17 protein-coding genes, 1 tRNA gene and 1 pseudogene are annotated in these 21,071 nt (G+C 55.3%); 17 read left to right on the top strand and 2 right to left on the bottom strand.

Annotated features, from left to right (window positions below):
• The first annotated feature begins 169 nt into the window (after positions 1-169).
• The 14 genes from DL239_RS05895 (at position 170) to DL239_RS05830 (ending at position 17,852) form a co-directional block, all read left to right on the top strand.
• Positions 170-1,798: a peptide ABC transporter substrate-binding protein gene (locus DL239_RS05895; RefSeq protein ID WP_167683078.1), complete on the top strand. Its 1,629-nt coding sequence runs from the start codon at positions 170-172 to the stop codon at positions 1,796-1,798.
• Between the two features lie 70 nt (positions 1,799-1,868).
• Positions 1,869-2,792 carry an oligopeptide ABC transporter permease OppB gene (gene oppB / locus DL239_RS05890; protein WP_167683077.1) on the top strand — a complete coding sequence of 308 codons (924 nt, stop codon included), beginning with the start codon at positions 1,869-1,871 and terminating at the stop codon, positions 2,790-2,792.
• A 13-nt stretch (positions 2,793-2,805) separates the two neighbouring features.
• On the top strand, positions 2,806-3,735 hold the full coding sequence (locus tag DL239_RS05885; RefSeq protein WP_167683076.1) for an ABC transporter permease subunit: 930 nt from the start codon (positions 2,806-2,808) through the stop codon (positions 3,733-3,735).
• Position 3,736: 1 nt separating this feature from the next.
• Positions 3,737-5,536 (top strand): ABC transporter ATP-binding protein, encoded by a 1,800-nt coding sequence (locus DL239_RS05880; RefSeq protein ID WP_167683075.1) that lies wholly within the window; start codon positions 3,737-3,739, stop codon positions 5,534-5,536.
• Positions 5,537-5,693: 157 nt separating this feature from the next.
• Complete coding sequence (locus DL239_RS05875; protein ID WP_167683074.1) at positions 5,694-6,404, top strand: fumarylacetoacetate hydrolase family protein; 711 nt, start codon at positions 5,694-5,696, stop codon at positions 6,402-6,404.
• A 253-nt stretch (positions 6,405-6,657) separates the two neighbouring features.
• On the top strand, positions 6,658-7,692 hold the full coding sequence (locus DL239_RS05870) for a TRAP transporter substrate-binding protein (protein WP_167683073.1): 1,035 nt from the start codon (positions 6,658-6,660) through the stop codon (positions 7,690-7,692).
• Positions 7,693-7,768: 76 nt separating this feature from the next.
• Positions 7,769-8,353, top strand: coding sequence for a TRAP transporter small permease (locus tag DL239_RS05865; RefSeq protein WP_167683072.1), 585 nt, complete (start codon positions 7,769-7,771; stop codon positions 8,351-8,353).
• Positions 8,350-9,855 (top strand): TRAP transporter large permease, encoded by a 1,506-nt coding sequence (locus tag DL239_RS05860; RefSeq protein WP_167683071.1) that lies wholly within the window; start codon positions 8,350-8,352, stop codon positions 9,853-9,855. The genes DL239_RS05865 and DL239_RS05860 overlap by 4 nt, the downstream gene beginning before the upstream one ends.
• 246 nt (positions 9,856-10,101) lie before the next feature.
• Entirely contained in the window at positions 10,102-11,646 is a 1,545-nt protein-coding gene (locus tag DL239_RS05855; protein ID WP_167683070.1) for a benzoate-CoA ligase family protein, read from the top strand.
• A 164-nt stretch (positions 11,647-11,810) separates the two neighbouring features.
• Positions 11,811-13,472 carry a 2,3-epoxybenzoyl-CoA dihydrolase gene (gene boxC / locus DL239_RS05850; protein ID WP_167683069.1) on the top strand — a complete coding sequence of 554 codons (1,662 nt, stop codon included), beginning with the start codon at positions 11,811-11,813 and terminating at the stop codon, positions 13,470-13,472.
• A gap of 25 nt (positions 13,473-13,497) precedes the next feature.
• A complete protein-coding gene (gene boxB / locus DL239_RS05845; RefSeq protein WP_167683068.1) occupies positions 13,498-14,949 on the top strand; it encodes a benzoyl-CoA 2,3-epoxidase subunit BoxB in 1,452 nt (483 codons plus the stop codon).
• 234 nt (positions 14,950-15,183) lie between these two features.
• On the top strand, positions 15,184-16,377 hold the full coding sequence (gene boxA, locus DL239_RS05840) for a benzoyl-CoA 2,3-epoxidase subunit BoxA (RefSeq protein WP_167683067.1): 1,194 nt from the start codon (positions 15,184-15,186) through the stop codon (positions 16,375-16,377).
• Positions 16,378-16,824: an acyl-CoA thioesterase gene (locus DL239_RS05835; RefSeq protein ID WP_167683066.1), complete on the top strand. Its 447-nt coding sequence runs from the start codon at positions 16,378-16,380 to the stop codon at positions 16,822-16,824. It abuts the gene before it with no gap.
• Between the two features lie 110 nt (positions 16,825-16,934).
• On the top strand, positions 16,935-17,852 hold the full coding sequence (locus DL239_RS05830) for a helix-turn-helix transcriptional regulator (protein ID WP_167683065.1): 918 nt from the start codon (positions 16,935-16,937) through the stop codon (positions 17,850-17,852).
• Positions 17,853-17,893: 41 nt separating this feature from the next.
• On the opposite strand, the gene DL239_RS05825 is transcribed toward DL239_RS05830, so the two are convergent.
• Both DL239_RS05825 and DL239_RS05820 read right to left on the bottom strand, forming a co-directional pair.
• Entirely contained in the window at positions 17,894-19,108 is a 1,215-nt protein-coding gene (locus DL239_RS05825) for a winged helix-turn-helix domain-containing protein (RefSeq protein ID WP_167683064.1), read from the bottom strand.
• Positions 19,108-20,133, bottom strand: a complete 1,026-nt coding sequence (locus DL239_RS05820) for a LacI family DNA-binding transcriptional regulator (RefSeq protein ID WP_167683063.1) — start codon at positions 20,131-20,133, stop codon at positions 19,108-19,110. Before DL239_RS05820 ends, DL239_RS05825 begins: the two co-directional genes overlap by 1 nt.
• 372 nt (positions 20,134-20,505) lie before the next feature.
• On the opposite strand from DL239_RS05820, the gene DL239_RS05815 reads away from it, so the two are divergent.
• From DL239_RS05815 to DL239_RS05805, 3 genes and pseudogenes are all read left to right on the top strand, one after another.
• Positions 20,506-20,582, top strand: a tRNA-Arg gene (locus DL239_RS05815).
• Positions 20,583-20,597: 15 nt separating this feature from the next.
• Positions 20,598-20,840, top strand: a complete 243-nt coding sequence (locus DL239_RS05810; protein ID WP_167683062.1) for a hypothetical protein — start codon at positions 20,598-20,600, stop codon at positions 20,838-20,840.
• Positions 20,841-20,978: 138 nt separating this feature from the next.
• Positions 20,979-21,071, top strand: a pseudogene (locus DL239_RS05805) (IS5/IS1182 family transposase); the annotation flags it as partial.

Raw genomic sequence — 21,071 nt, 5'->3', positions numbered from 1 at the left:
AATTTAACCAAACGCATATCCAACGCGCATGCGTCCATTACCTGCACCTTATGATTGCTGTGGATATTGGATGCAAAACAAGGCTAAGGTCAGGTATAATTGTGCGTTATGCGGCCATGTCTCTGGGAGGGCGACGTGGGGCACACATAAAATAAAAGGGAGAAATAAAATGCAAAAGAAGACACGACTATTCGTAGCTGGGCTGCTTTCCAGCACATTTATTACAGGCACAGCTTTTGCGGGTGGAACGCACCCGACAACCGGTGAGCCGCTGGCAGATGACCAGACCTTTATCTATCGCGTGCTGGACGAGCATACCTCGGTTGACCCGCAGGTTGTCGAAGATGTGTCCGGTTCGGAAATCGTTCGCGACCTGTTCGAAGGCCTGATGAATCAGGACGCAGACGGGAACTTGGTTCCCGGCGTAGCAACCGGATACACCGCCAACGAAGACAACACAGTTTATACGTTCACTCTACGCGACAACGCCAAGTGGTCCAATGGTGACCCGGTTACCGCCAGCGACTTCGTTTTCGCTTGGCAGCGCGCTGCTAGCCCCGAGCTGGCCTCGGCCTATCAGTGGTACATCGAGCTGATGTCGATCGAGAACGCCAGTGCTGTTATCGCCGGTGACAAACCGTTGGACGCGTTGGGAGTAAAAGCATTAGACGACCTCACCTTTGAGGTAACTCTGTCGGCGCCTCTGCCATACTTCCCGCAGATGACCACACACTCGACCACCTTCCCGGCGCCACAAAAAGTCGTGGAAATGCACGGCGACGCGTGGATCAAGCCAGAGAACATCGTATCCAACGGTGCCTATGTCCTGACCGAGCACCTGCCGCAGGAACGTTCGACACGCGAACGCAACACAATGTACTGGGACAATGACGCGACCATCATCGACAAAGTTGTCGCGCTGGTGATCAACGACGAAAATGTCGCTCTGACGCGCTACATGGCTGGTGAGCTGGACCGGACAGAAATGCCCGCAGGTCAATTCCCACGCATGTCGAAAGAGCACCCAGAAGAGGCAATCAGCTTCCCACGTCTGTGCAGCTACTATTATACCTTCAACCTGTCCGACAGCGGCCCGGAAGAGTTTAAAGACGTCCGTGTACGTAAGGCGTTGGCTCTCACGGTTGACCGTAAAATCATCACCGAAAACGTGATGGCTGGTGGTCAGACCGAAGCCTTCTCGTTTGCCCCAGTTGCGACTGCTGGCTTTGAGCCACCAGAAGCTAAAATGGCAAGCATGAGCCAAGCCGAACGTGACGCAATGGCTGTTGAGCTGCTGGCCGAAGCTGGCTTTGGCAAAGACAACCCGCTCAAGTTCAACATGATGTACAACACATCAGAAGGTCACAAAAAGATCGCCGTAGCGATGAGCCAGATGTGGAAACAAAAGCTGGGCGTCGAAGTTGAACTGTCCAATCAGGAATGGAAAGTCTTCCTGGAAACCCGTGGCAACCAGGACTTTGAACTGGCCCGTGGCGCTTGGTGTGGTGACTATAACGAAGCCTCGACCTTCCTTGACTTGATGGACTCCGAGTCGGGCTACAACGACGGCAAGTTTGAAAGCGCCCGTGTTGACGAGCTGCTGGCTTCGGCCAAGACCTCAGGTGACACAACACCTTTGTACACCGAAGTAGAGCAGATCATCGCGAACGAAGTTCCGATCATCCCAATTTACCACTACGCAGGCGTGTACATGATGGATAGCGACGTCGGCAATTGGCCGGTGAATAACGTCCAGCAGAATTGGTACTCAAAAGATCTGTACAAGATTGCTGAGTAACTAGTCTTTTCTGTCACCAAAAGCCCCGTCGCCTGTTCTTAGGCGGCGGGGTCGAAACACGAGTCCAGACATGCTCTCTTACATCATCCGGCGCCTGTTGGTTGCCATCCCGACGATCCTTCTGCTGATCATCGCTTGTTTTTTCCTGATGCATTTTGCACCCGGCGGCCCGTTCACCTCTGAGCGCCCACCCCCACCAGCGGTTCTTGCCAATCTTGAGGCGCGCTATGGGTTGGACCAGCCCCTGTGGAAGCAGCTCTGGGACTACGTGACAAATATCGTTCTGCATTTTGATTTCGGCCCGTCCTTCAAGTTCAAGGATCGTGACGTCAACGACATCATTGCGCAGGGTTTCCCAATCTCGCTGACCTATGGTTTCCTTAGCTTTCTTGCAGCCAGTTCAGTCGGTATCGTTCTGGGCTGTGTTGCCGCCATTCGGCACAACACCTGGATCGACTATTTCACCGTCAGTCTTGGTATTGCCGCACAGGCGTTGCCGAACTTTATCATGGGCCCGATCCTGATCCTGACCTTTACACTGTGGCTGGGTCTACTGCCCGGCGGTGGCTGGAACGGTGGCCAATGGCAGTATCTGGTGATGCCGGTGATTGCCCTGTCGACCTCCTACATGGGGTCGATCTCACGGATCACCCGGTCTTCGATGCTCGAAGTGCTGAACTCGAATTTCATCCGAACTGCCCGGGCCAAGGGCCTGCCAGCGCGCACCATCATTTGGCGCCATGCGCTAAAGCCGACAATGATGCCGGTCATGTCCTATCTGGGGCCGGTATTTGTCTACGTGCTAACCGGCTCGGTCTTTGTCGATATTTACTTTTCGACGGGCGGTCTAGGTCAGGCCTTTGTTGGGTCGGCGCTGTCACGGGACTACTCTGTCCTTCTTGGGGTCACCATCCTTTATGGTGTGCTGACTGTTGTTGTGAACCTTCTGACGGATCTGGCCTATGCTTGGCTTGACCCGAAGATCCGGTACTAAGGGGAGAAGGCTTATGTTCGCAAAATCACAAAAAGCCCAAGATCTCGCAGAAGATGTTGCCAGCGAAAGCGTAGTTAAAGGGCGGTCGCTGATGCGTGACGCTTGGCTGCGGTTCATTCAAAACAAGGCCGCCATGGGCTGTAGCTTTGTGCTCGGTATGGTGATCTTGTTTGTCATTATTGGGCCGCTCTTTGCGGTCTGGAACCACGAAGAAATCGATTGGGCTACCATGGGCGACGTTCGTGGCCTCGGCTACCCATCAATCGAAAGCGGCCATTTCTTCGGCGTCGATGATCTGGGGCGCGATCTATTCTCGCGCACCATTCAGGCGACCCAGACCTCGCTTCTGGTTGGTCTAATCGGTGCTGCAATGGCGCTGTGCGTGGGGACACTCTATGGTGTGACAGCCGGTTATTTTGGCGGTCGTCTGGACACTGCCATGATGGCCTTTGTTGATATTCTCTTGGCTATCCCCACAACTCTGATCATCATCTTGATCCTGGTTGTTGCCGGTAAATCCTTCATCACGCTGTTCCTTGCCCTTGGGGCGGTCAGCTGGCTGACCATGTCACGCATCGTGCGCGGTCAGACCCTTGCACTGAAAAGCCGCGAGTTCATCGAGGCCGCCCGTGCGGGTGGGGTGTCGGATACCGCGATTGTGACGCGTCACATTGTGCCGAACTTGGCCGGTGTGGTTATCGTTTACGCCTCAATCCTGGTGCCTGACATGATCTTGGCAGAAAGCTTCATCTCTTTCCTTGGTCTCGGAATATCAGAACCCAACACCTCGCTTGGGGCGTTAATCGCCGAGGGCGCGGGCACCATGGCCTATGGCACGCTCTGGCAGCTTCTGTTCCCGCTTTTCTTTTATGTCACCATCATCATCACCATGTTCTTTATCGGTGATGGCCTGCGTGACGCACTAGACCCAAAGGATCGCTGATATGAGTGTTCTATCTATCACTGACCTCAAGGTCTCATTTCAGACCAACGACGGCGTTGTCGAAGCAGTCAAAGGTGTCGATTTCCACATCAAACCCGGCGAATGCTTGGGCATCGTGGGCGAATCAGGATCCGGCAAAAGCCAAAGCTTCATGGCCGCGATGGGGCTGTTACCCCCCAACGGCAAAGCCACCGGATCGGTAAAGCTACAGGGCCAAGAGATCCTCAATCTCCCACTCTCCAAGCTGAACAAAATCCGCGGCGATGACGTTGGTATGATCTTTCAGGATCCGCTGACCGCGCTGACCCCACATTTGACCGTCGGCGATCAGATGGGTGAGGTACTGAAAGTCCACAAAGACATGACCGGTGCCAAGGCCCGCGCCCATTGTCTGGACTGGCTGAACCGTGTGCGTATCCCCGAAGCCGCACGCCGGATGAAGCAGTACCCACACGAACTGTCCGGCGGTATGCGCCAGCGGGTGATGATCGCCATGGCGATGTTGTGTGATCCGAAACTGCTGATAGCGGATGAACCCACCACCGCGTTGGATGTGACTGTTCAGGCTGAAATCCTCGACCTGATGGCCGCACTGCAAAAAGAGCAGGGTACCGCAATTGCGCTGATCACCCATGACATGGGTGTGGTGGCGCGGATGTGTGACCGGATCGAGGTCATGCGCAAAGGTGAGTTTGTGGAATACGGCGACGTCAAAGAGATTTTTGCCAAGCCCAAGCATATCTACACCCGCAAGCTTTTGGACTCGATGCCACGTATCGATTCCAAAAATGCACCTACCGGCACCGCGCTTGAGGCACCCAAACTGCTTGAGGTCGATGATCTTCGGGTCAACTTCGACATCAAGAACAAGGGGCTGTTCTCCAAGCCAACCCCATTGCGGGCCGTCAACGGTGTTAGCTTCTCGCTGGCCGAAGGTGAAACACTGGGCATCGTGGGTGAATCTGGCTGTGGTAAATCCACTTTGGCCCGATCTATTCTGCAGCTCATTCCACCCACAGCCGGCGACGTGACCTGGTTGGGAGCGCCATTGAATAAACTTGCCAAACGAGAGCTGACCAAGCGCCGCAAGGACCTGCAGATCGTGTTCCAGGATCCGCTGGCCTCGCTTGACCCGCGTATGACCATTTCGGCGTCGATTCAGGAACCACTAAGAACCTTTCGTCCTGATCTGACCTCGGGTGAGCGCCGTAAAACGGTCGAGAAGATGATGGAACGTGTGGGGTTGGATCTGAACATGATCAACCGTTACCCACACGAACTGTCAGGTGGTCAGAACCAGCGGGTGGGCATTGCACGCGCGATGATCAACAACCCACGTCTTGTGATCTGCGACGAGGCGGTGTCGGCGCTGGACGTGTCCATCCAGGCGCAAATCCTGACTCTGCTTAAGGATCTTCAGGCCGAGTTCGGCGTGTCGATGATGTTCATCAGCCATGATCTGTCGGTTGTACGCACCATCTCTAACCGGATCATGGTTCTGTATTTGGGCCGTATCGTGGAGCTGGGTGATGGCGAAACCATCTGCGCCCGTCCGCAGCATCCCTATACGCAGGCGCTGATTTCAGCGGTGCCGATCCCAGACCCCGTGATTGAACGGCAGCGAACCCGAATCAACATTCCGGGCGAACTTCCCTCACCACTGGATCCAAGGGCGGCACTGCGGTTTCTGCCCAGCCGGTTGAACGCCGGGGAGACCGACTATGTTCCCAAGCTGAATGAGGTCAGTCCAAACCACTTTGTCGCGGAACATGATCCACTCGAAGTGATTCTGGCCGGTTAACATCCATATTGCCTGCTGGGGTCTCCACCCGGCAGGCAAAACTTCACCACGTGCCTGCGGCATCTTCGCCTTATCCAATAGCAAAACAGTTTGGCCCCTTCGATAAGTTGCAATCCCAAGTCCTCTTTGTATTACTTATCCCCAAAGGGGCACATGCATGACTGATACACTTTTCGAACTGCCTGCCATTCCAGTGGTTCCGGTCGTGAACGAATGCGCTGGATACCCGGTCGGTCGTATCTTTTGTGTTGGACGTAACTACGCAGCTCATGCCGCTGAGATGGGTGTCGAGGTGGACCGAGAGGCGCCGTTCTACTTCACAAAATCGCCAGCAAATATGGTCCTAAGCGGTGCGCAGGTGCCCTATCCGCCGGGCACCGATAACTTTCACTACGAAATGGAACTGGCGCTGGCACTTGGTTCGCCATTGTTTCAGGCCACACCAGAACAAGCCCGCGCAGCGATCTTTGGATTTGGCTGCGCTCTGGATATGACCCGCCGTGACCTGCAAATTCGCGAACGTAAGAAGCAGCGACCGTGGAGCTTGGGCAAAGACCTGGAAAACGGCACTGTCTTGGCCCCCTTCACACGGGCGTCAGATTGGGCAGCAACCGCCGAACGGCGCATCCATCTGAATGTGAACGGCGAAACACGTCAGGATGCTACGCTGGCCGAGCTGATCTGGTCGATCGAGGAAATCCTGTGCCACTTGTCACAGTTCTATCACCTACGCCCCGGTGACGTGATCCTGACCGGCACGCCAGCGGGTGTTGGCCCTGTTGTGTCCGGCGATGTTATCGAAGGTGGGATAGACGGACTTCAGCCCATCAAAATGGAAATAAATGCCGAAGCCGGATCAGTGCAATGATCGTGACCCCAAGCAAGACGCGCGGATCATTGATGAATCAAAACCGCATATATTCGGTTGATGGTTACAAACTCTACTAATAGCAAAAGTCAGACCGGATTGAAAAATGAGTTAAAACGGTGGCGCCCAATGAGGGAGACAGGGGGAAGCGCCGCCAGAAAGAGGAAGAAACGAGAAGATTAATGCACTATATTGCAAACTTCTAAAATGAAGGCATTATAGTGCGAGACTATGGTCCTAAGGGAGGAATCACATGACCACTCGGAGAAAGCTACTCGGCGCCTTTGGTGTCGCAGCCATCGCAGCACTTACTGCGACATCATCAATGGCTCAGGAAGTCACCCTGAAACTGCACCAGTTTCTGCCAGCACAGGCTAACGTGCCAAAACTGATCCTGGACGTTTGGGCGGACAAGATCGAAGAGGCCTCCGAAGGTCGCATCAAGATTGATCGTTATCCTTCCATGCAGCTGGGCGGTAAGCCACCAGAGCTGATGGACCAGGCTATCGATGGCGTTGCTGACATTGTTTGGACTGTGGTTGGCTATACGCCAGGCCGCTATCCTTCGACCGAAGTGTTCGAACTCCCATTCATGATGACCGACGCCCGTGCTGTTTCGCGTGCATATTGGGAAATGTTCGAAACCCACATGAAAGACACCGAGTTCAAGGATCTCAAAATCCTAGGCACTTGGGTTCACGGCCCCGGCATGATCCACACCTCGGATCCGGTTGCGACACCAGACGACCTGCGCGGCATGAAAATCCGTGGCGGTTCGCGCTCGGTCAACTCGCTGCTGACAGAGCTGGGTGCAACCCCGGTTGGCATGCCAGTTCCAGCGGTTCCAGAAGGTCTGTCCAAAGGCGTGATCGACGGCACAACCATCCCATGGGAAGTGACCGCAGCGCTGAAGGTTCCAGAACTGGTTGAAAACCACACCGAGTTTACTGGCAAAGCGCTGTACACTCTGACCTTCGTTCTGGCGATGAACAAACCTAAGTTTGACAGCCTGCCTGCCGACCTGCAGCAGATCATCGACGACAATTCGGGTCTGGAATTCTCAGTATTTGCCGGTGGTACTCAGGCTGATGCCGATGGTCCGTCGCGTGAAATGGCGCTGGATATGGGCAACAACGTCATCACACTTGATGCCGCTCAGACTGCCGAATGGCGTGCGCGCGCTCAGCCGATCTACGACAAATGGCTGGCTGACATGACCGAAAAAGGTATCGACGGTCAGGCGCTGATCGACGAAGCCACCATGCTGATCGAGAAATACTCGAAGTAAGTCTGGTACAGACCAAAGAGGCCGCAGCGAGCACTCCGCTGCGGCCTTACTTGTGACGCGAAAGGGATGCGTAACTATGCACAAGTTCATGATGAAGCTTGCTAGGTCCATGGCCGCCATCGGTGGCGTGGTTCTCACGCTGCTAATAGTTCTCACTTGTCTTTCGATTTCAGGCCGCCTGTTGAATGGTTTCTTTCACGGCGACCTCATGGCCAGCCTGGCTCCGGAATTTGCGGAATGGATGATCGCTATCGGCGTCGGTCCAATTAATGGCGATTTCGAAGTGGTCGAGGCCGGCGTTGCCTTCGCGATATTCGCATTCCTTCCGTTGTGTCAGATCACTGCGGGGCATGCCTCGGTTGATATTCTGGTCAATTCCTTCTCGCGCGGCGCAAGCAGATTTCTGCGTATGGTGACTGAAATTGCCTTTGCCGGAGTGCTGGTCCTGATCGCCTGGCGGCTTGGAGCAGGGATGCTCAGCAAGCTTCACAACGGCGAAACCTCTCTCTTGCTCGAATTCCCAGTGTGGTGGGCCTATTCCGCCAGCCTGGTTGCTGCGGTGGTTGCCGCCATTGTCGGCGTCTACATGGGTGCCGTGCGCACTATCGAATTTCTTACCGGCCGCATCCTTATCTGGGACGGCGTGGAGACAGACCATTGACTACTCTTGAAATCGGAATTGCCTCTTTCCCCGTCCTGATGACGCTGATCTTCTTGCGGGTGCCTATTGGCCTGTCGATGTTTCTCGTTGGCTTAGGGGGCTTGATGATCGTCACCGACGGAACCCAAGTCGCCTTTGGCCGTCTGAAAAACGAAACCTACTCGACCTTTTCATCCTATTCCCTGACCATCGTACCGATGTTCCTTCTGATGGGGCACTTTGCAACACTGGGCGGCATGTCCAGCGCTCTGTTCAAAGCAGCCGAGGGCTTCCTAGGTCACCGCAGGGGCGGTGTTGCCATGGCCGCGATTGGTGCCTGTGCCGGCTTTGGTGCGATTTGTGGCAGTTCGCTAGCCACCGCTGCCACTATGGGGCGGGTAGCCCTGCCTGAACTGAAGCAATACGGCTATGCCGGCGGGTTCTCCGCTGCAACATTGGCTGCCGGCGGCACGCTAGGCATTCTGATCCCGCCCTCGGTTGTGCTGGTGATCTATGCCATCCTGACCGAGCAAAACATCGCCAAGCTGTTCCTTGCCGCCTTTATCCCAGGTATTCTGGCGGCGCTTGGTTATGTGATCGTGATTTCTATCTACGTGCGCCTGTACCCCGATGCAGCAGGTACTCGTCCAGCGGTGCCAATGCGCGAACGCTTTGCGGCGCTGTTCCATGTTTGGCCGGTTCTGACCGTCTTTGGACTGGTGGTTGGCGGTATCTATCTGGGCTGGTTCACCCCAACCGAGGGCGCCGCAGTCGGGGCCTTTGGTACTGGACTGATCGCATGGTTGAACGGCGGGTTGGATCGCGCAAATCTGACCGACAGCTTCATGGTCACTGCGCGTTCAACCGCAATGATCTTCTTCATTGTGCTGGGCGCAGGCTTCTACAACGGCTTTCTTGCTCTGACCCAAGTACCGCAGGAACTGGCCGACTTTGTGGTTAGCCAAGGTTTCAGCCCTTGGATGGTCCTTGCGTTGATTTTGGTATTTTACCTGGTCTTTGGCTGCCTGATGGACAGTCTAAGCATGATCCTGTTGACCATTCCCATCTTCTTCCCGGTGATTTCCGCCATGGACTTTGATCTGGTCAATTTGGCTGCGATGCAAGCGGACGCCGCCCGTGAGGTTCTGAATGCTGGGGTGCCCGAGGGTATGACAGATGGAACGCTTGCCGCGATCAAAGAGGCTATGGCTACCGGAGCTGAATTGACCCGCGACCAGATGAAGGAACTGGGTATTCGCGTGACCAAGGGCATGGCCAACCGGATCGAGGCTGAATACGTCGCCATTTGGTTTGGTATCCTGGTTCTGATCGTGGTCGAAGTGGGCCTGATCACTCCGCCCGTAGGGATGAACCTGTTCATCATCAATGCGATGGACCGCAAGACTAAGATGATCGACACCTACAAGGCGGTGATGTTCTTTGTCGCATCGGATCTGGTGCGCGTGATCATTCTGGTGTTGTTCCCGGTCATCACCCTGTTGCCACTGATGTTGATGCACTGACCGCCCAGGTAACCAAGCCTTAATCCACAAGGGGCATCGTTCGATTGTTCCTTGTGGTTGTGGGTTTGGGTAACCCATGGGTTACATCTCCCTCACAAGAACCTGCATTATTATGCATAATTGGCTCGCAATATCTTGCACGCCTCTCGTTCCGGTGCATTATGAGTGCACACGAACGTTCGCCAATAGATTGTGCGACATGCCGCCGGGTTGCTTTATCCGGGGGGCGTCTAGGGAGAATTAAGAATGACAGCCAGCGCAAATGCGGCCAGCTACTTTGTCGACCGTCACGTAGACATAAGACCGAACAAGATCGCCTTTCGTGAGGCTGCCGGAAAGAAGCGACAACTTAGTTACGGTCAATTGGCCCAAGACAGCGGTGTGCTTGCCAGTTCCTTGGGTCGTGCCGGAATACGCCGCGAAGCCCGTGCTGCAATGCTGGTTCTGGATCAGATAGAATTTCCACAGATATTCTGGGGCACGATCAAGGCCGGTGTCGTGCCGGTACCAATGAACACATTACTTGCCCCCCCGGTTTACGAGGCGATTTTTCGCGACAGCCGTGCAACTGTGTTGTTTGTCAGCGCTGAACTGTGGTCGTCTGTTGAACCTGCCGCCAAGGCAGTCCCCGATCTAGAGAAAGTCGTAGTCATTGGTGGCGATGCACCGGACGGAACTGTAAGCCTCGAAGATTTTATCGCTGACGCCGAACCAATGCCACTAGTCGACTGTTCCGAAGATGAAGTTGCCTTTTGGCTTTATTCTTCGGGCTCTACCGGGTTGCCCAAAGGGGTTCGTCACGTTCATGGCGCCCTTGGCGCAACTGCTGAAACCTATGGTGACCAGGTGTTGCAACTGGTTGAAGACGACGTCGTCTACTCGGTCGCCAAACTGTTCTTTGCCTATGGCCTGGGCAATGCCCTTAGCATGCCCATGGCGGTAGGTGCGACATCCGTGTTGTACAATGCACGCCCAACACCTGAAGTGGTTTTGGACATCCTCGAATCCGAAAAGCCGACAGTGTTTTGCGGTGTGCCGACCCTATATGCTGCAACGCTTGCGCAGCTTGAAATGGTTGAAAAGCCGAATATCCCGCTTCGTCGCTGCATCTCGGCTGGTGAAGCCCTGCCAGAGGACATTGGTCGCCGGTGGAGCGCTCTTTGGGGTGTCGACATCCTAGATGGAGTCGGATCAACCGAAATGCTGCACATCTTTCTCTCGAACCGGGCGGATGACGTGGTCTATGGAACCTCTGGTATTGCAGTTCCGGGTTATGACCTGCGTTTGGTGGATGAGGCAGAAAATGAGGTCGCACAGGGTGAAATTGGCGAACTTCTGGTTCGGGGTGCCTCGGCGGCTGATGGGTATTGGAACCAGCGCGAAAAAAGTCGTGCAACTTTTCAGGGTGAATGGACCCGCACAGGCGACAAATACGAACGCAACGCGCAGGGGCGCTACATCTACTGCGGCCGAACCGACGACATGTTCAAAGTCTCCGGCATCTGGTTGTCCCCGTTTGAGGTAGAGCAGGCCCTTATTTCACATCCTCTGGTTCTTGAATCTGCCGTAGTATCGGCCCGTGATGGCGAAGGCTTGGAAAAGCCCAAGGCCTATATCGTTCTCAAAGAAGGGGCCCCCAGCGATGAACTGGCCGCCGAGCTGAAAGAGTTTGTCAAAGAGGAAATCGGCAAATGGAAGTACCCGCGCTGGATTGAATTCGTCGAAGATCTTCCCAAGACGTCAACCGGCAAGATCCAGCGTTTCAAACTTCGCGATAAAGTGCCTGAATAAGAAAAACCCCAAAATCTGTGCGCTATAATGCACAATGCGGGAAGGCGTGGTGCGATATGTCGAATTAATGTAGCGCGAATGAGCATTATCGTGCACATTTAGCTTTACCCATACATTTGCTGCACGTTATATTGTGTCTCAAGACAGACTCAGGAGTGCGCGCGATGACCAAGGTGATTGATTTCCAGACCGACCCGTCGAAATACCGACACTGGCGAGTCGAGTATGATGGAGAAATCGCCAATCTGTTTATGGATGTCGATGAAACGGGCGGTTTGTTTCCTGGTTATGAGCTGAAGCTGAACTCCTATGATCTGGGCGTCGATATCGAGCTGGCGGACGTGGTGCAGCGCATGCGGTTCGAACACCCCGAAGTCAAAGTGGTTGTGATGCAATCCGCCAAAGACAAGGTGTTCTGCGCTGGCGCCAATATCCGAATGCTGGGCGGCGCCAGTCACGCGCACAAGGTGAACTTCTGCAAATTCACCAACGAAACCCGCAACACGTTTGAGGCAGCAGAAGCAGACTCTGGTCAGAAATACATGGCCGCAATCAAAGGCGCCTGTGCTGGTGGTGGATACGAGCTGGCTCTGGCCTGCAATCACATCATGCTGACCAACGACAGCGCCTCCTCGGTTGCCTTGCCCGAGGTGCCGTTGCTGGCCGTTCTTCCCGGCACTGGCGGGCTGACACGCGTCACCGACAAACGCAAAGTACGCCGGGATCTGGCAGATGTGTTCTGCTCAATCGAAGAGGGGGTCAAGGGCCAGCGGGCTGTTGACTGGAAGCTGGTGGACGAAGTGGTCGCCAACTCCAAGTTTGACGCTACAGTGATCGAACGCGCAGCGGAATTTGTTGCAACAAGCGATAAACCTTCAGGTCTGACCGGCATCGAACTGACGCCGCTGAACCGAACCTTTGGCGAAGATGGGGCGGTTACGTATTCAACTGTCGAAGTCACAATTGATCGGGAAAACGGACGTGCCAACGTCACTTTGCACGGACCCACAGAAGGTGCACCTGCAGAAATGTCCGCGCTACAAGCGCAGGGTGCCGAGGCGTATATGCTTCGATTGGCCCGTGAGTTCGACGATGCTATCTTGCACCTACGCCTGAACGAGCGTGAAATCGGTCTTGTCGCGTTTCACACCCAAGGCAGTTCCGAAACCCTGCTGGCGCACGAAGAGCTGCTGCTATCGAATCGCGATCACTGGCTGGCCAACGAGATTCTGAAGTACTGGAAACGGGTCCTGAAACGGGTCGATATGACCTCACGCTCGCTGGTGGCACTGGTCGAGCATGGATCCTGCTTTGCTGGCGTTCTGGCTGAACTTCTATGGTCGGTGGATCGCAGTTATATGATGCTGGAAGAATTCGAAGACGACAATCGCCCTCTGGCAGCCATCACTCTAAGCCAATCGAATTTTGGCACATACCCAATGGGCAACGACCTGACCCGCCTGCAGACCCGCTTCCTAAGCGACCCGGCTGATGTCGACGCCCTGCAAGAACGGATCGGTGAGCCGCTAGAGGCAGATGACGCCGAAGAACTGGGCCTGATCACCTTCGCTTTTGACGACATCGACTGGGAGGACGAGGTTCGTATTTTCATGGAAGAGCGCGCTAGCTTCTCGCCTGATGCGATGACCGGGATGGAGGCCAACCTGCGCTTTGCCGGTCCCGAAACCATGGAAACCCGAATTTTTGGCCGCCTGACCGCTTGGCAGAACTGGATCTTCCAGCGCCCCAATGCGGTTGGCACGGATGGCGCCTTGCAACGCTACGGCACCGGTAAACGCGGCGAATACAACATGGAACGTGTGTAACAGCACCGCCCCATAGGAGAATGAAATGATGGATCTCATTAACGTCAGCTATGACACCCAAATCCCCAACAACGTTGGCCTTAGCAGCGACAAGAAGGTGCTGAAAGCGCTGGAGAAATGGCACCCAGGTTACATCAACTGGTGGAACGACCTGATCCCACAGCAGTTCCAGCAAAGCATGATCTATCTGCGCACCGCCGTGTCGGTTGACCCCAAGGGCTGGGCCAAATTCGACTATGTAAAGATGCCGGAATACCGCTGGGGTGTCCTGCTGGCCCCGCAGGTCGAAGGCCGCACCATTCCCTGTGGTGAACATTACGGTGAACCTGCCTGGCAAGAGGTCCCCGGTGAATACCGCAACATGCTGAAACGGATGATTGTAATTCAGGGCGATACTGAGCCGGGATCCGTTGAGCAGCAACGCTTTCTGGGCCTGACCGCGCCGTCGCTGTATGACATGCGCAACCTGTTTCAGGTGAACGTCGAGGAAGGCCGCCACCTCTGGGCGATGGTTTACCTGCTGCAGAAATACTTTGGCCGCGATGGCCGTGAAGAAGCCAATGACATGCTGGTTCGGTCCTCGGGTTCCGAAGAGGCTCCACGGATGCTGGGCGCGTTCAACGAGGAAACGCCGGATTGGCTGTCGTTCTTCATGTTCACCTACTTCACCGACCGCGATGGCAAGATGCAGCTGGAAAGCCTGGCGCAATCTGGCTTTGACCCGCTTAGCCGCACTTGCCGGTTTATGCTGACCGAAGAAGCCCACCACATGTTCGTTGGTGAAACCGGGGTAGGCCGCACTATTCAGGCCACCTGTGACGCGATGAAGGCTGCAGGCATCACTGACCCGTACGACATCGATAAGATCCGCGACCTGGGCGTCATCGACCTGCCCACGATCCAGAAGAAACTGAATCTGCACTATACCCTTTCGCTGGATCTGTTCGGCCAAGAGGTATCGACCAACGCGGCCAACGCCTTCAACGCCGGCATCAAGGGACGGTTTATGGAGCAGCGGATCAAAGACGACCACATGTTGAACAATGACAGCTATGTGGTTCGGTCAATCAAAGAAGGCAAAATCGTAGCCGAGGAAGTTCCCGCCCTAACCGCGATCAACATGCGACTGCGTGATGACTATGTCAAAGATGCAGCTGGTGGCGTTGGCCGCTGGAACAAGCTGATCGCCAAGATGGGCGTCGATTTTGAAATGACCATCCCGCACGAAGGGTTCCACCGTAAAATCGGAGTGTTCTCAGCCGTCAGTGTGACTCCGGATGGCGATATCATCCCCAAGGAACAGTGGGATGCGCGCGTCAAGGATTGGTTGCCAACCAAGGCCGATGGCGACTTTATCCAGTCGCTGATGAAGCCCTGCACAGAGCCCGGAAAATACGCCAGCTGGATCGCGCCGCCCAAGGTCGGCATTGATAATAAGCCGGGCGATTTTGAGTATGTAAAACTGCACATGGCGTAAACCAGCCATTGACCCGGCTCTGCTATGAGCCGGGTCAGTCTTATGCAACGGAGGATTTGAAATGAAGATCAGCCGCAACAAGGTGGAAACACCAAATATCAACAACCTCTCAGCCCAGATTGTTGGGCTGCAGGGGCCCTGTGTCGGATGCAGTAATTGTACCGGTATGTGTCAGGCCTTGATTGACGCGCTCACCGTTCCAGATCTCATCTTGAACAAATCCAGCAGGCCGCAATGACCCAAGCCCAAAAGCAGCACCTGATCGACCCGGAAATCTGTATTCGCTGTTACACCTGCGAGATGACATGCCCAGAAGAGGCGATCGTGCATGATGACGTCAACGTGGTTGTTGATGCGTCCAAGTGCAATTTCTGCATGGATTGCATTCCGGTCTGCCCAACCGGCTCGATCGACGAATGGCGAATTGTGACCGAACCGCACTCAGTCGAGGATCAGTTCAGCTGGGAAGAAATGCCCGTACAGGCCGACATCGCCGAAGGTGGCGAAGCGGAAAGCGGGCTTGAGGCCTTGGATGATGCGATGGCTGAACTTTTGGCCAAGGCCCATGCTGGGGCAGGCGGCAAGGCCAAGGCCCCGGCGAGTGCATCAAAGCCGACGATCAACATGTATAACCTCGGCAAACCAGCTACCGCGCGGGTTCAGGGGAATTACCGGCTGACCGAGGCCGACAGTGACGCTGATGTGCGCCACATCATTCTGGACATGGCAGGCCTGCCGTTTCCCGTGCTCGAAGGGCAAAGTGTTGGCATTATCCCGCCGGGCACAGATGACAATGGCCACCCCCATCTGCCTCGGCTCTATTCGGTCTCCAGTCCCCGCGATGGTGAACGCCCGGGCTATCTGAACATCTCGCTGACGGTGAAACGAGAGCCCGAAGGTATTTGCTCCAACTATGTCTGTGATCTGGCCGCCGGTGACGACGTGCAACTGACTGGCCCGTTTGGTTCTACCTTTCTGCTGCCCAGCGACCCACAGGCCGACATCCTGATGATCTGCACTGGCACCGGGTCTGCCCCGTTTCGTGGGTTCACCATGCGACGCCAGCGGGTGTCGCCACAGGATCAGGACCACATGACCCTTGTGTTCGGTGCACGTCGGCCGGCTGAGCTGCCGTACTTTGGTCCACTTAAGAAAATCCCCGACAGTTTCATGGCAAAACACTTTGCTTTCTCCCGTCAGGAAGATGCGCCCAAACAATATGTGCAGGACCGTCTGCGCGAAGAGGTTGGTCGGGTGGCTAAGCTGCTGCAAAACCCCAACGGTTATATCTACATCTGTGGCCTAAAGGCGATGGAGCAGGGGGTTGAAGAGGCGCTGAAGGATATCGCCCGTGGTATCGATTTGAACTGGTCTGATCTGCGCGATAGCATGCGCGATGACGGAAGATACCATGTGGAAACCTACTGAATGACATCGCAGGAAACAGCGGCTGATCCAGCCAACTTTACCCATGAAATCCGGGTTGGCTGGGGCGATTGTGATCCCGCGCGCATTGCATATACCGGTCGGTTGCCTTGGTTTGCGCTCGAAGCGATTGATGCCTGGTGGGAGCATAACTTGGGCGGCGACGGTTGGTTCCAAATGGAGCTGGATCGCGGCACTGGCACGCCCTTTGTGCATATGAGCCTCGATTTCCGCTCGCCCGTTACCCCACGCCATCGGCTGATCTGTGAGGTCTGGCCCTGCAAGCTGGGCAGCAGTTCCATCGCGTTCCGCGTCAACGCCCGCCAAGACGGCAAACTGTGTTTCGAAGGCAAATTTGTCTGCGTCTTTATCGCGCCTGAAACATTCACATCAAAACCAGCACCACCGGACATTCGCGACATCGTCACACCACTGATCCGGCCCGAATAGCGATATCTTCGCAAAATAATGCAACCTGTGTGCGAATTCGCCGGTTTCTGTTTGAAGGTGCAGAGCTGTCGATCTAAATTCATGCAGTATGATTCATATTTGGCACCCTGATGAGTGAGATCACCAATTTCCGCGGCGAGGCCAAGGCGGTCTCTGAACGCGATGATGCGGATACCTCGGTGGAGAGGTTGATCACTCGTGTGGGCGAGCGGGTCAGGCATGCGCGCGAACGCAAAGGCATCTCGCGGCGTGTTCTGTCAGAGCAATCAGGTGTATCACCTCGCTATCTGGCCCAGTTGGAAAGCGGCGCGGGAAATATCTCTATCGGGTTGCTGCAACGTGTGGCCATCGCGTTGGACCATCGTATTGAATGGCTAACTGGTGAAGATGACCCTTGGACCTCTGAGGCGCTGCGCGTGGGCGAGCTTTATCGAAGCTCAAACGCCACAACGCAGCAGATGGTAAGGGACCTGCTGTCCCCCGGTCCCGAAGCGAACCTTCGTGCCGGACGGATTTGTCTGGTCGGGCTGCGCGGTGCGGGTAAATCGACCTTGGGCGCATTAGCCGGGCAGGCGCTGGATCTGCCGTTTGTTGAACTGAATACAGAAATTGAGGCCCAAAGCGGTATGCCGGTGGACGAGGTCATGGCGCTATATGGTCAAGAAGGCTATCGCACCCTAGAGGCGCAGGCGATTTCACGGATTACCGCCACCCATGACAGTTTGATCCTTGCCGCTGCTGGCGGTGTGGTGGGCGAGCCGGAAACCTATAATAGCCTGCTAACCGGGTTTCACACCATTTGGGTCAAGGCCGACGCCGAAGAGCACATGGCGCGTGTCCGTGCGCAGGGCGATGAACGCCCAATGGCTGGAAATCCCGAAGCGATGGAGCAGCTTAGGTCGATCCTAGCAAGTCGCGAAGCGTTATACAGCAAGGCATTGGCGCAATTGGATACTTCAGGCAGAGAGGTCCAGCAAAGCTTGGATGAACTGGTTGGGTTGGTCCACGAACGCGGGTTTCTCGGTTAATAGAGATCGCTGAGGGCCGTGCCGGCTGAGGCTTGAGTTTGCTAAACCGCGTCCCGCAGCCATCCGTCCGCAAATACCACCTGCGACAGCCCAGCAAAGCGAGCCACCCGCTGCAACTCGCTCTCCAGCTTGCGAACTCGGGCGGCTGGCCATTTAACACCGCGCTCGGGCCAGACTGCAGTTACCTGCAACCGATCAGCATCGCGCTGCGCCTTCATATCGATCCGGCCCACCATGCGCTCGCCCTCGAAAAGTGGGAAAACATAATAGCCGTAGATGCGTTTTGGCGCGGGGACAAAGACTTCGATCCGATAATGGAAGCCAAACAACCGTTCAGCCCGCTTACGGTCGCGTATTGCCGGGTCAAACGGGCTAAGCACCCGCATGCGTGTTGGGGCAGGGCCAATGTCCTGCGCCGCCTCTACCACTCCCGGTCGGGCAAACGCGCGGCGCAGTTTGCCATCGGTATGGGCAACTTCAATCTCTTCTAGCTCCCCTTGATCCAACTGCGACTTACACCATGCGCGGGCCTCGGTTGACGAGACGGTGTCCCAAAACGCAGCGATTTCGCCTGATGTAGCAAAGCCCAACCGATCCAAAGCGCCGTTACACAGGGTGTCCACCGTATCAGCCTCAACACAGGGTAGGGCGCCGGGGCGCAGGTGTTCCTCGATCACGCGCTCGGTCAGGTCATATTGCTTTTGAAACCCGTTGCGCCCGACCACCGATAACGCGCCAGACCGCCACAGATACTCCAGCGCGGTTTTTGACGGATGCCAATCCCACCAGCCACCGGATCCCTTTTTCTCATCCTTGCCCACGTCAGACGACCCAACCGCCCCGTGATCGCGGATGTGTTTCAGGACGGTGTCGAACTGCGCCTCATAGTTATCACGGTGCCAGTTCCGATATCGCGATTTCAACCGGGCTGCATCACGTTGGAACCGCAGATGCCACAGGGGATAGAACTGCATCGGGATAACGGCGGCGTCATGGGTCCAGTGTTCGAACAGCGCGCGATCGCCTTCGTACAACTGCTTCAGGTGCTTAGCCCGATACGATGGCCGTCGAGAATACAGGATCATATCATGGGCACGTGCCACGGTGTTGATACTGTCCAGCTGCACAAACCCCAAACGTGTGATCAGATCCAGCAACGCAGGCCCCTTGGCGGCACCGGTTGGGGTCTCAATCAGCGCATGCCGATCCATGAACAACCGTCGAGCTGCTCGATTGTCGAGGTGTTGAACAGCCATCAGCGTCGCTTTAGCGTATCGCCATAGCTGATGGTCGGGGTCAGAGTGATGCGGTTTTCGATCTCTTCCTCGGGATTGTCGAGCTGGGCTGCGATGATCTCAGCCGCTTTGCGTCCGATCTCAAGCCGACAGGCATCCATAGTGGCCAGCTTGCGGGGCAATCCCTGCAACAACTCAACATCGTTGAAACCTGCCAGACCGATCTGACCCGGCACGTCGATCCCCTGATCCAGCAAATACAGCAGGCCACCCGCGCCGATCATGTCGTTGGAATAATACAGGAAATCCAGATCAGGCGAACGTTCCAGCATCTCGGCGGTCATTTCGCGGCCCTTGGCCAGCGCGGACCCACCTGAATAGAAATTGCGATCCTCGATCTCGACACCTTCCTTGGCCAGCGCCTCGGTGAAACCTTCGAACCGTTTGCGGGCGCGGTGATCCAGCGGCATTTTAGTGCCCATGAAACCGATATGGCGATACCCGGCCTTTAGGATTGCCTTGGCCATTTCACTGCCCGCCCGACGGTGTGAGATACCCACCATCGCGTCAACGGGTTTGCCATCGGTGTCCATGATCTCAACAATAGGAATTCCAGCAGCGTTTAGCATCGCACGCGCAGCGTCAGAGTGTTCCAGACCGGCAATGATCACCCCAGAGGGCCGCCACGACAGCATCTCGTACAGAACTTTCTCTTCTTTCTCTGCCCGATAATCAGTAACCCCAACAACGGGTTGCAAGGCAGTTGTCTCTAGTACTTCGTTGATGCCGGTCAGCACCTCGGGGAACACCATGTTGGACAGGGACGGGATGATCACCGCCACTAGATTGACCCGGTTTGATGCCAGCGCGCCAGCGATCTTGTTGGGCACATAACCCAGCTCTTTGGCTGCGGCGAGCACCTTGACGCGGGTCTTTTCCGACACGTCGCCCCGATTGCGCAGCACCCGGCTGACGGTCATTTCGGAAACGCCCGTGGCGTCGGATACATCGCGGAGCGTCAGGGGGCGTTTGTTGTCCGATGTCACTGTGTCGCCTCATGTTGTTGTTCACACAAGGTTAGCGCAATCAAGCCCCACAGTACAATGGGGCCATTTGTAACCGGTTGATAAGGTGTAAGTGCGTTGAATTTGGCAACATTCAGACAGCCCAACCTACCGCCGCAAAATATCAACGCGGTTCAAGCCACGGGATTGAGCTCGCAATTTCTATTTGTTAGAGGGAGGTGCAGTCAATCACTGCATATGGCCCCGTGGCTCAACTGGATAGAGCGAAAATAACCACCTACGTCTTACTGTGTGTGTGTAAGTGTAGTGTTTGCAGGTGTTTATTTCTAGTAGGTCTACTAATACCTACTGAGTTGACATGAGTAAGGGTTTCTTTCAATACACTCAGTGTGTGGGCCGTTAGCTCAGCCGGATAGAGTGCCAAATTCCTAATTTGGAAGCCGCAGGTTCGATTCCTGCACGGCCCACCAGCTTAACATTTGCCAATGGGGCATAAGCGTGCCGATTTGGCATTCTTCGTGCATATCGATGTCAATAAGTTTGTTTTTGCTGCGGGTGTCATTAAGGCAGGTGGAGTGTGTGCGATTTTGCTGATCTCACTCGGCGGAATGTATGGCGCACTCGGCATTGTCGCCTTGGCCATATCAGGGTTCATGGACCGACTTCCGAACAATTTGAAAGCTATCTTTGAACTGCCTCGACATCTTCGCGGAGATAAAGCGGGCTAAAGTCTTCGCCATTTGGAGCGAAGGCATTCACCTTCGCCGCCTTCAGTTTTGCCAAAAGCGGACTTGCAGGTGATGGCTTTGTTGCACAAATCGGTTGATGGGATTCACTGTATGAATCCAGCGTGATAGTTGGAGTTCATGAGCAGGTGGACACCGACGACTTACAAGACCAGGAACTGGTCAGACTACAACCTAGCCCTAAAACAGCGCGGTTCGCTGTCGATCTGGTTT

It is taken from the genome of Parasedimentitalea denitrificans, assembly GCF_011813015.1.
In the GTDB taxonomy this organism is placed as follows: Bacteria; Pseudomonadota; Alphaproteobacteria; order Rhodobacterales; family Rhodobacteraceae; genus Parasedimentitalea; species Parasedimentitalea denitrificans.
Note: the sequence above shows the minus strand (reverse complement) of the source record. Positions and strands in the feature narration are given on the sequence as shown.

Coding starts and splice junctions, on each gene's coding strand:
- DL239_RS05825 (WP_167683064.1), bottom strand. CDS start 19,108: ATGGCTGTTCAACACCTCGACAATCGAGCAGCTCGACGGTTGTTCATG.
- boxA (WP_167683067.1), top strand. CDS start 15,184: ATGACCCAAGCCCAAAAGCAGCACCTGATCGACCCGGAAATCTGTATT.
- oppB (WP_167683077.1), top strand. CDS start 1,869: ATGCTCTCTTACATCATCCGGCGCCTGTTGGTTGCCATCCCGACGATC.
- DL239_RS05830 (WP_167683065.1), top strand. CDS start 16,935: ATGAGTGAGATCACCAATTTCCGCGGCGAGGCCAAGGCGGTCTCTGAA.
- DL239_RS05885 (WP_167683076.1), top strand. CDS start 2,806: ATGTTCGCAAAATCACAAAAAGCCCAAGATCTCGCAGAAGATGTTGCC.
- DL239_RS05865 (WP_167683072.1), top strand. CDS start 7,769: ATGCACAAGTTCATGATGAAGCTTGCTAGGTCCATGGCCGCCATCGGT.
- DL239_RS05875 (WP_167683074.1), top strand. CDS start 5,694: ATGACTGATACACTTTTCGAACTGCCTGCCATTCCAGTGGTTCCGGTC.
- DL239_RS05835 (WP_167683066.1), top strand. CDS start 16,378: ATGACATCGCAGGAAACAGCGGCTGATCCAGCCAACTTTACCCATGAA.
- DL239_RS05855 (WP_167683070.1), top strand. CDS start 10,102: ATGACAGCCAGCGCAAATGCGGCCAGCTACTTTGTCGACCGTCACGTA.
- DL239_RS05870 (WP_167683073.1), top strand. CDS start 6,658: ATGACCACTCGGAGAAAGCTACTCGGCGCCTTTGGTGTCGCAGCCATC.
- DL239_RS05895 (WP_167683078.1), top strand. CDS start 170: ATGCAAAAGAAGACACGACTATTCGTAGCTGGGCTGCTTTCCAGCACA.
- boxC (WP_167683069.1), top strand. CDS start 11,811: ATGACCAAGGTGATTGATTTCCAGACCGACCCGTCGAAATACCGACAC.
- DL239_RS05810 (WP_167683062.1), top strand. CDS start 20,598: ATGGGGCATAAGCGTGCCGATTTGGCATTCTTCGTGCATATCGATGTC.
- boxB (WP_167683068.1), top strand. CDS start 13,498: ATGATGGATCTCATTAACGTCAGCTATGACACCCAAATCCCCAACAAC.
- DL239_RS05880 (WP_167683075.1), top strand. CDS start 3,737: ATGAGTGTTCTATCTATCACTGACCTCAAGGTCTCATTTCAGACCAAC.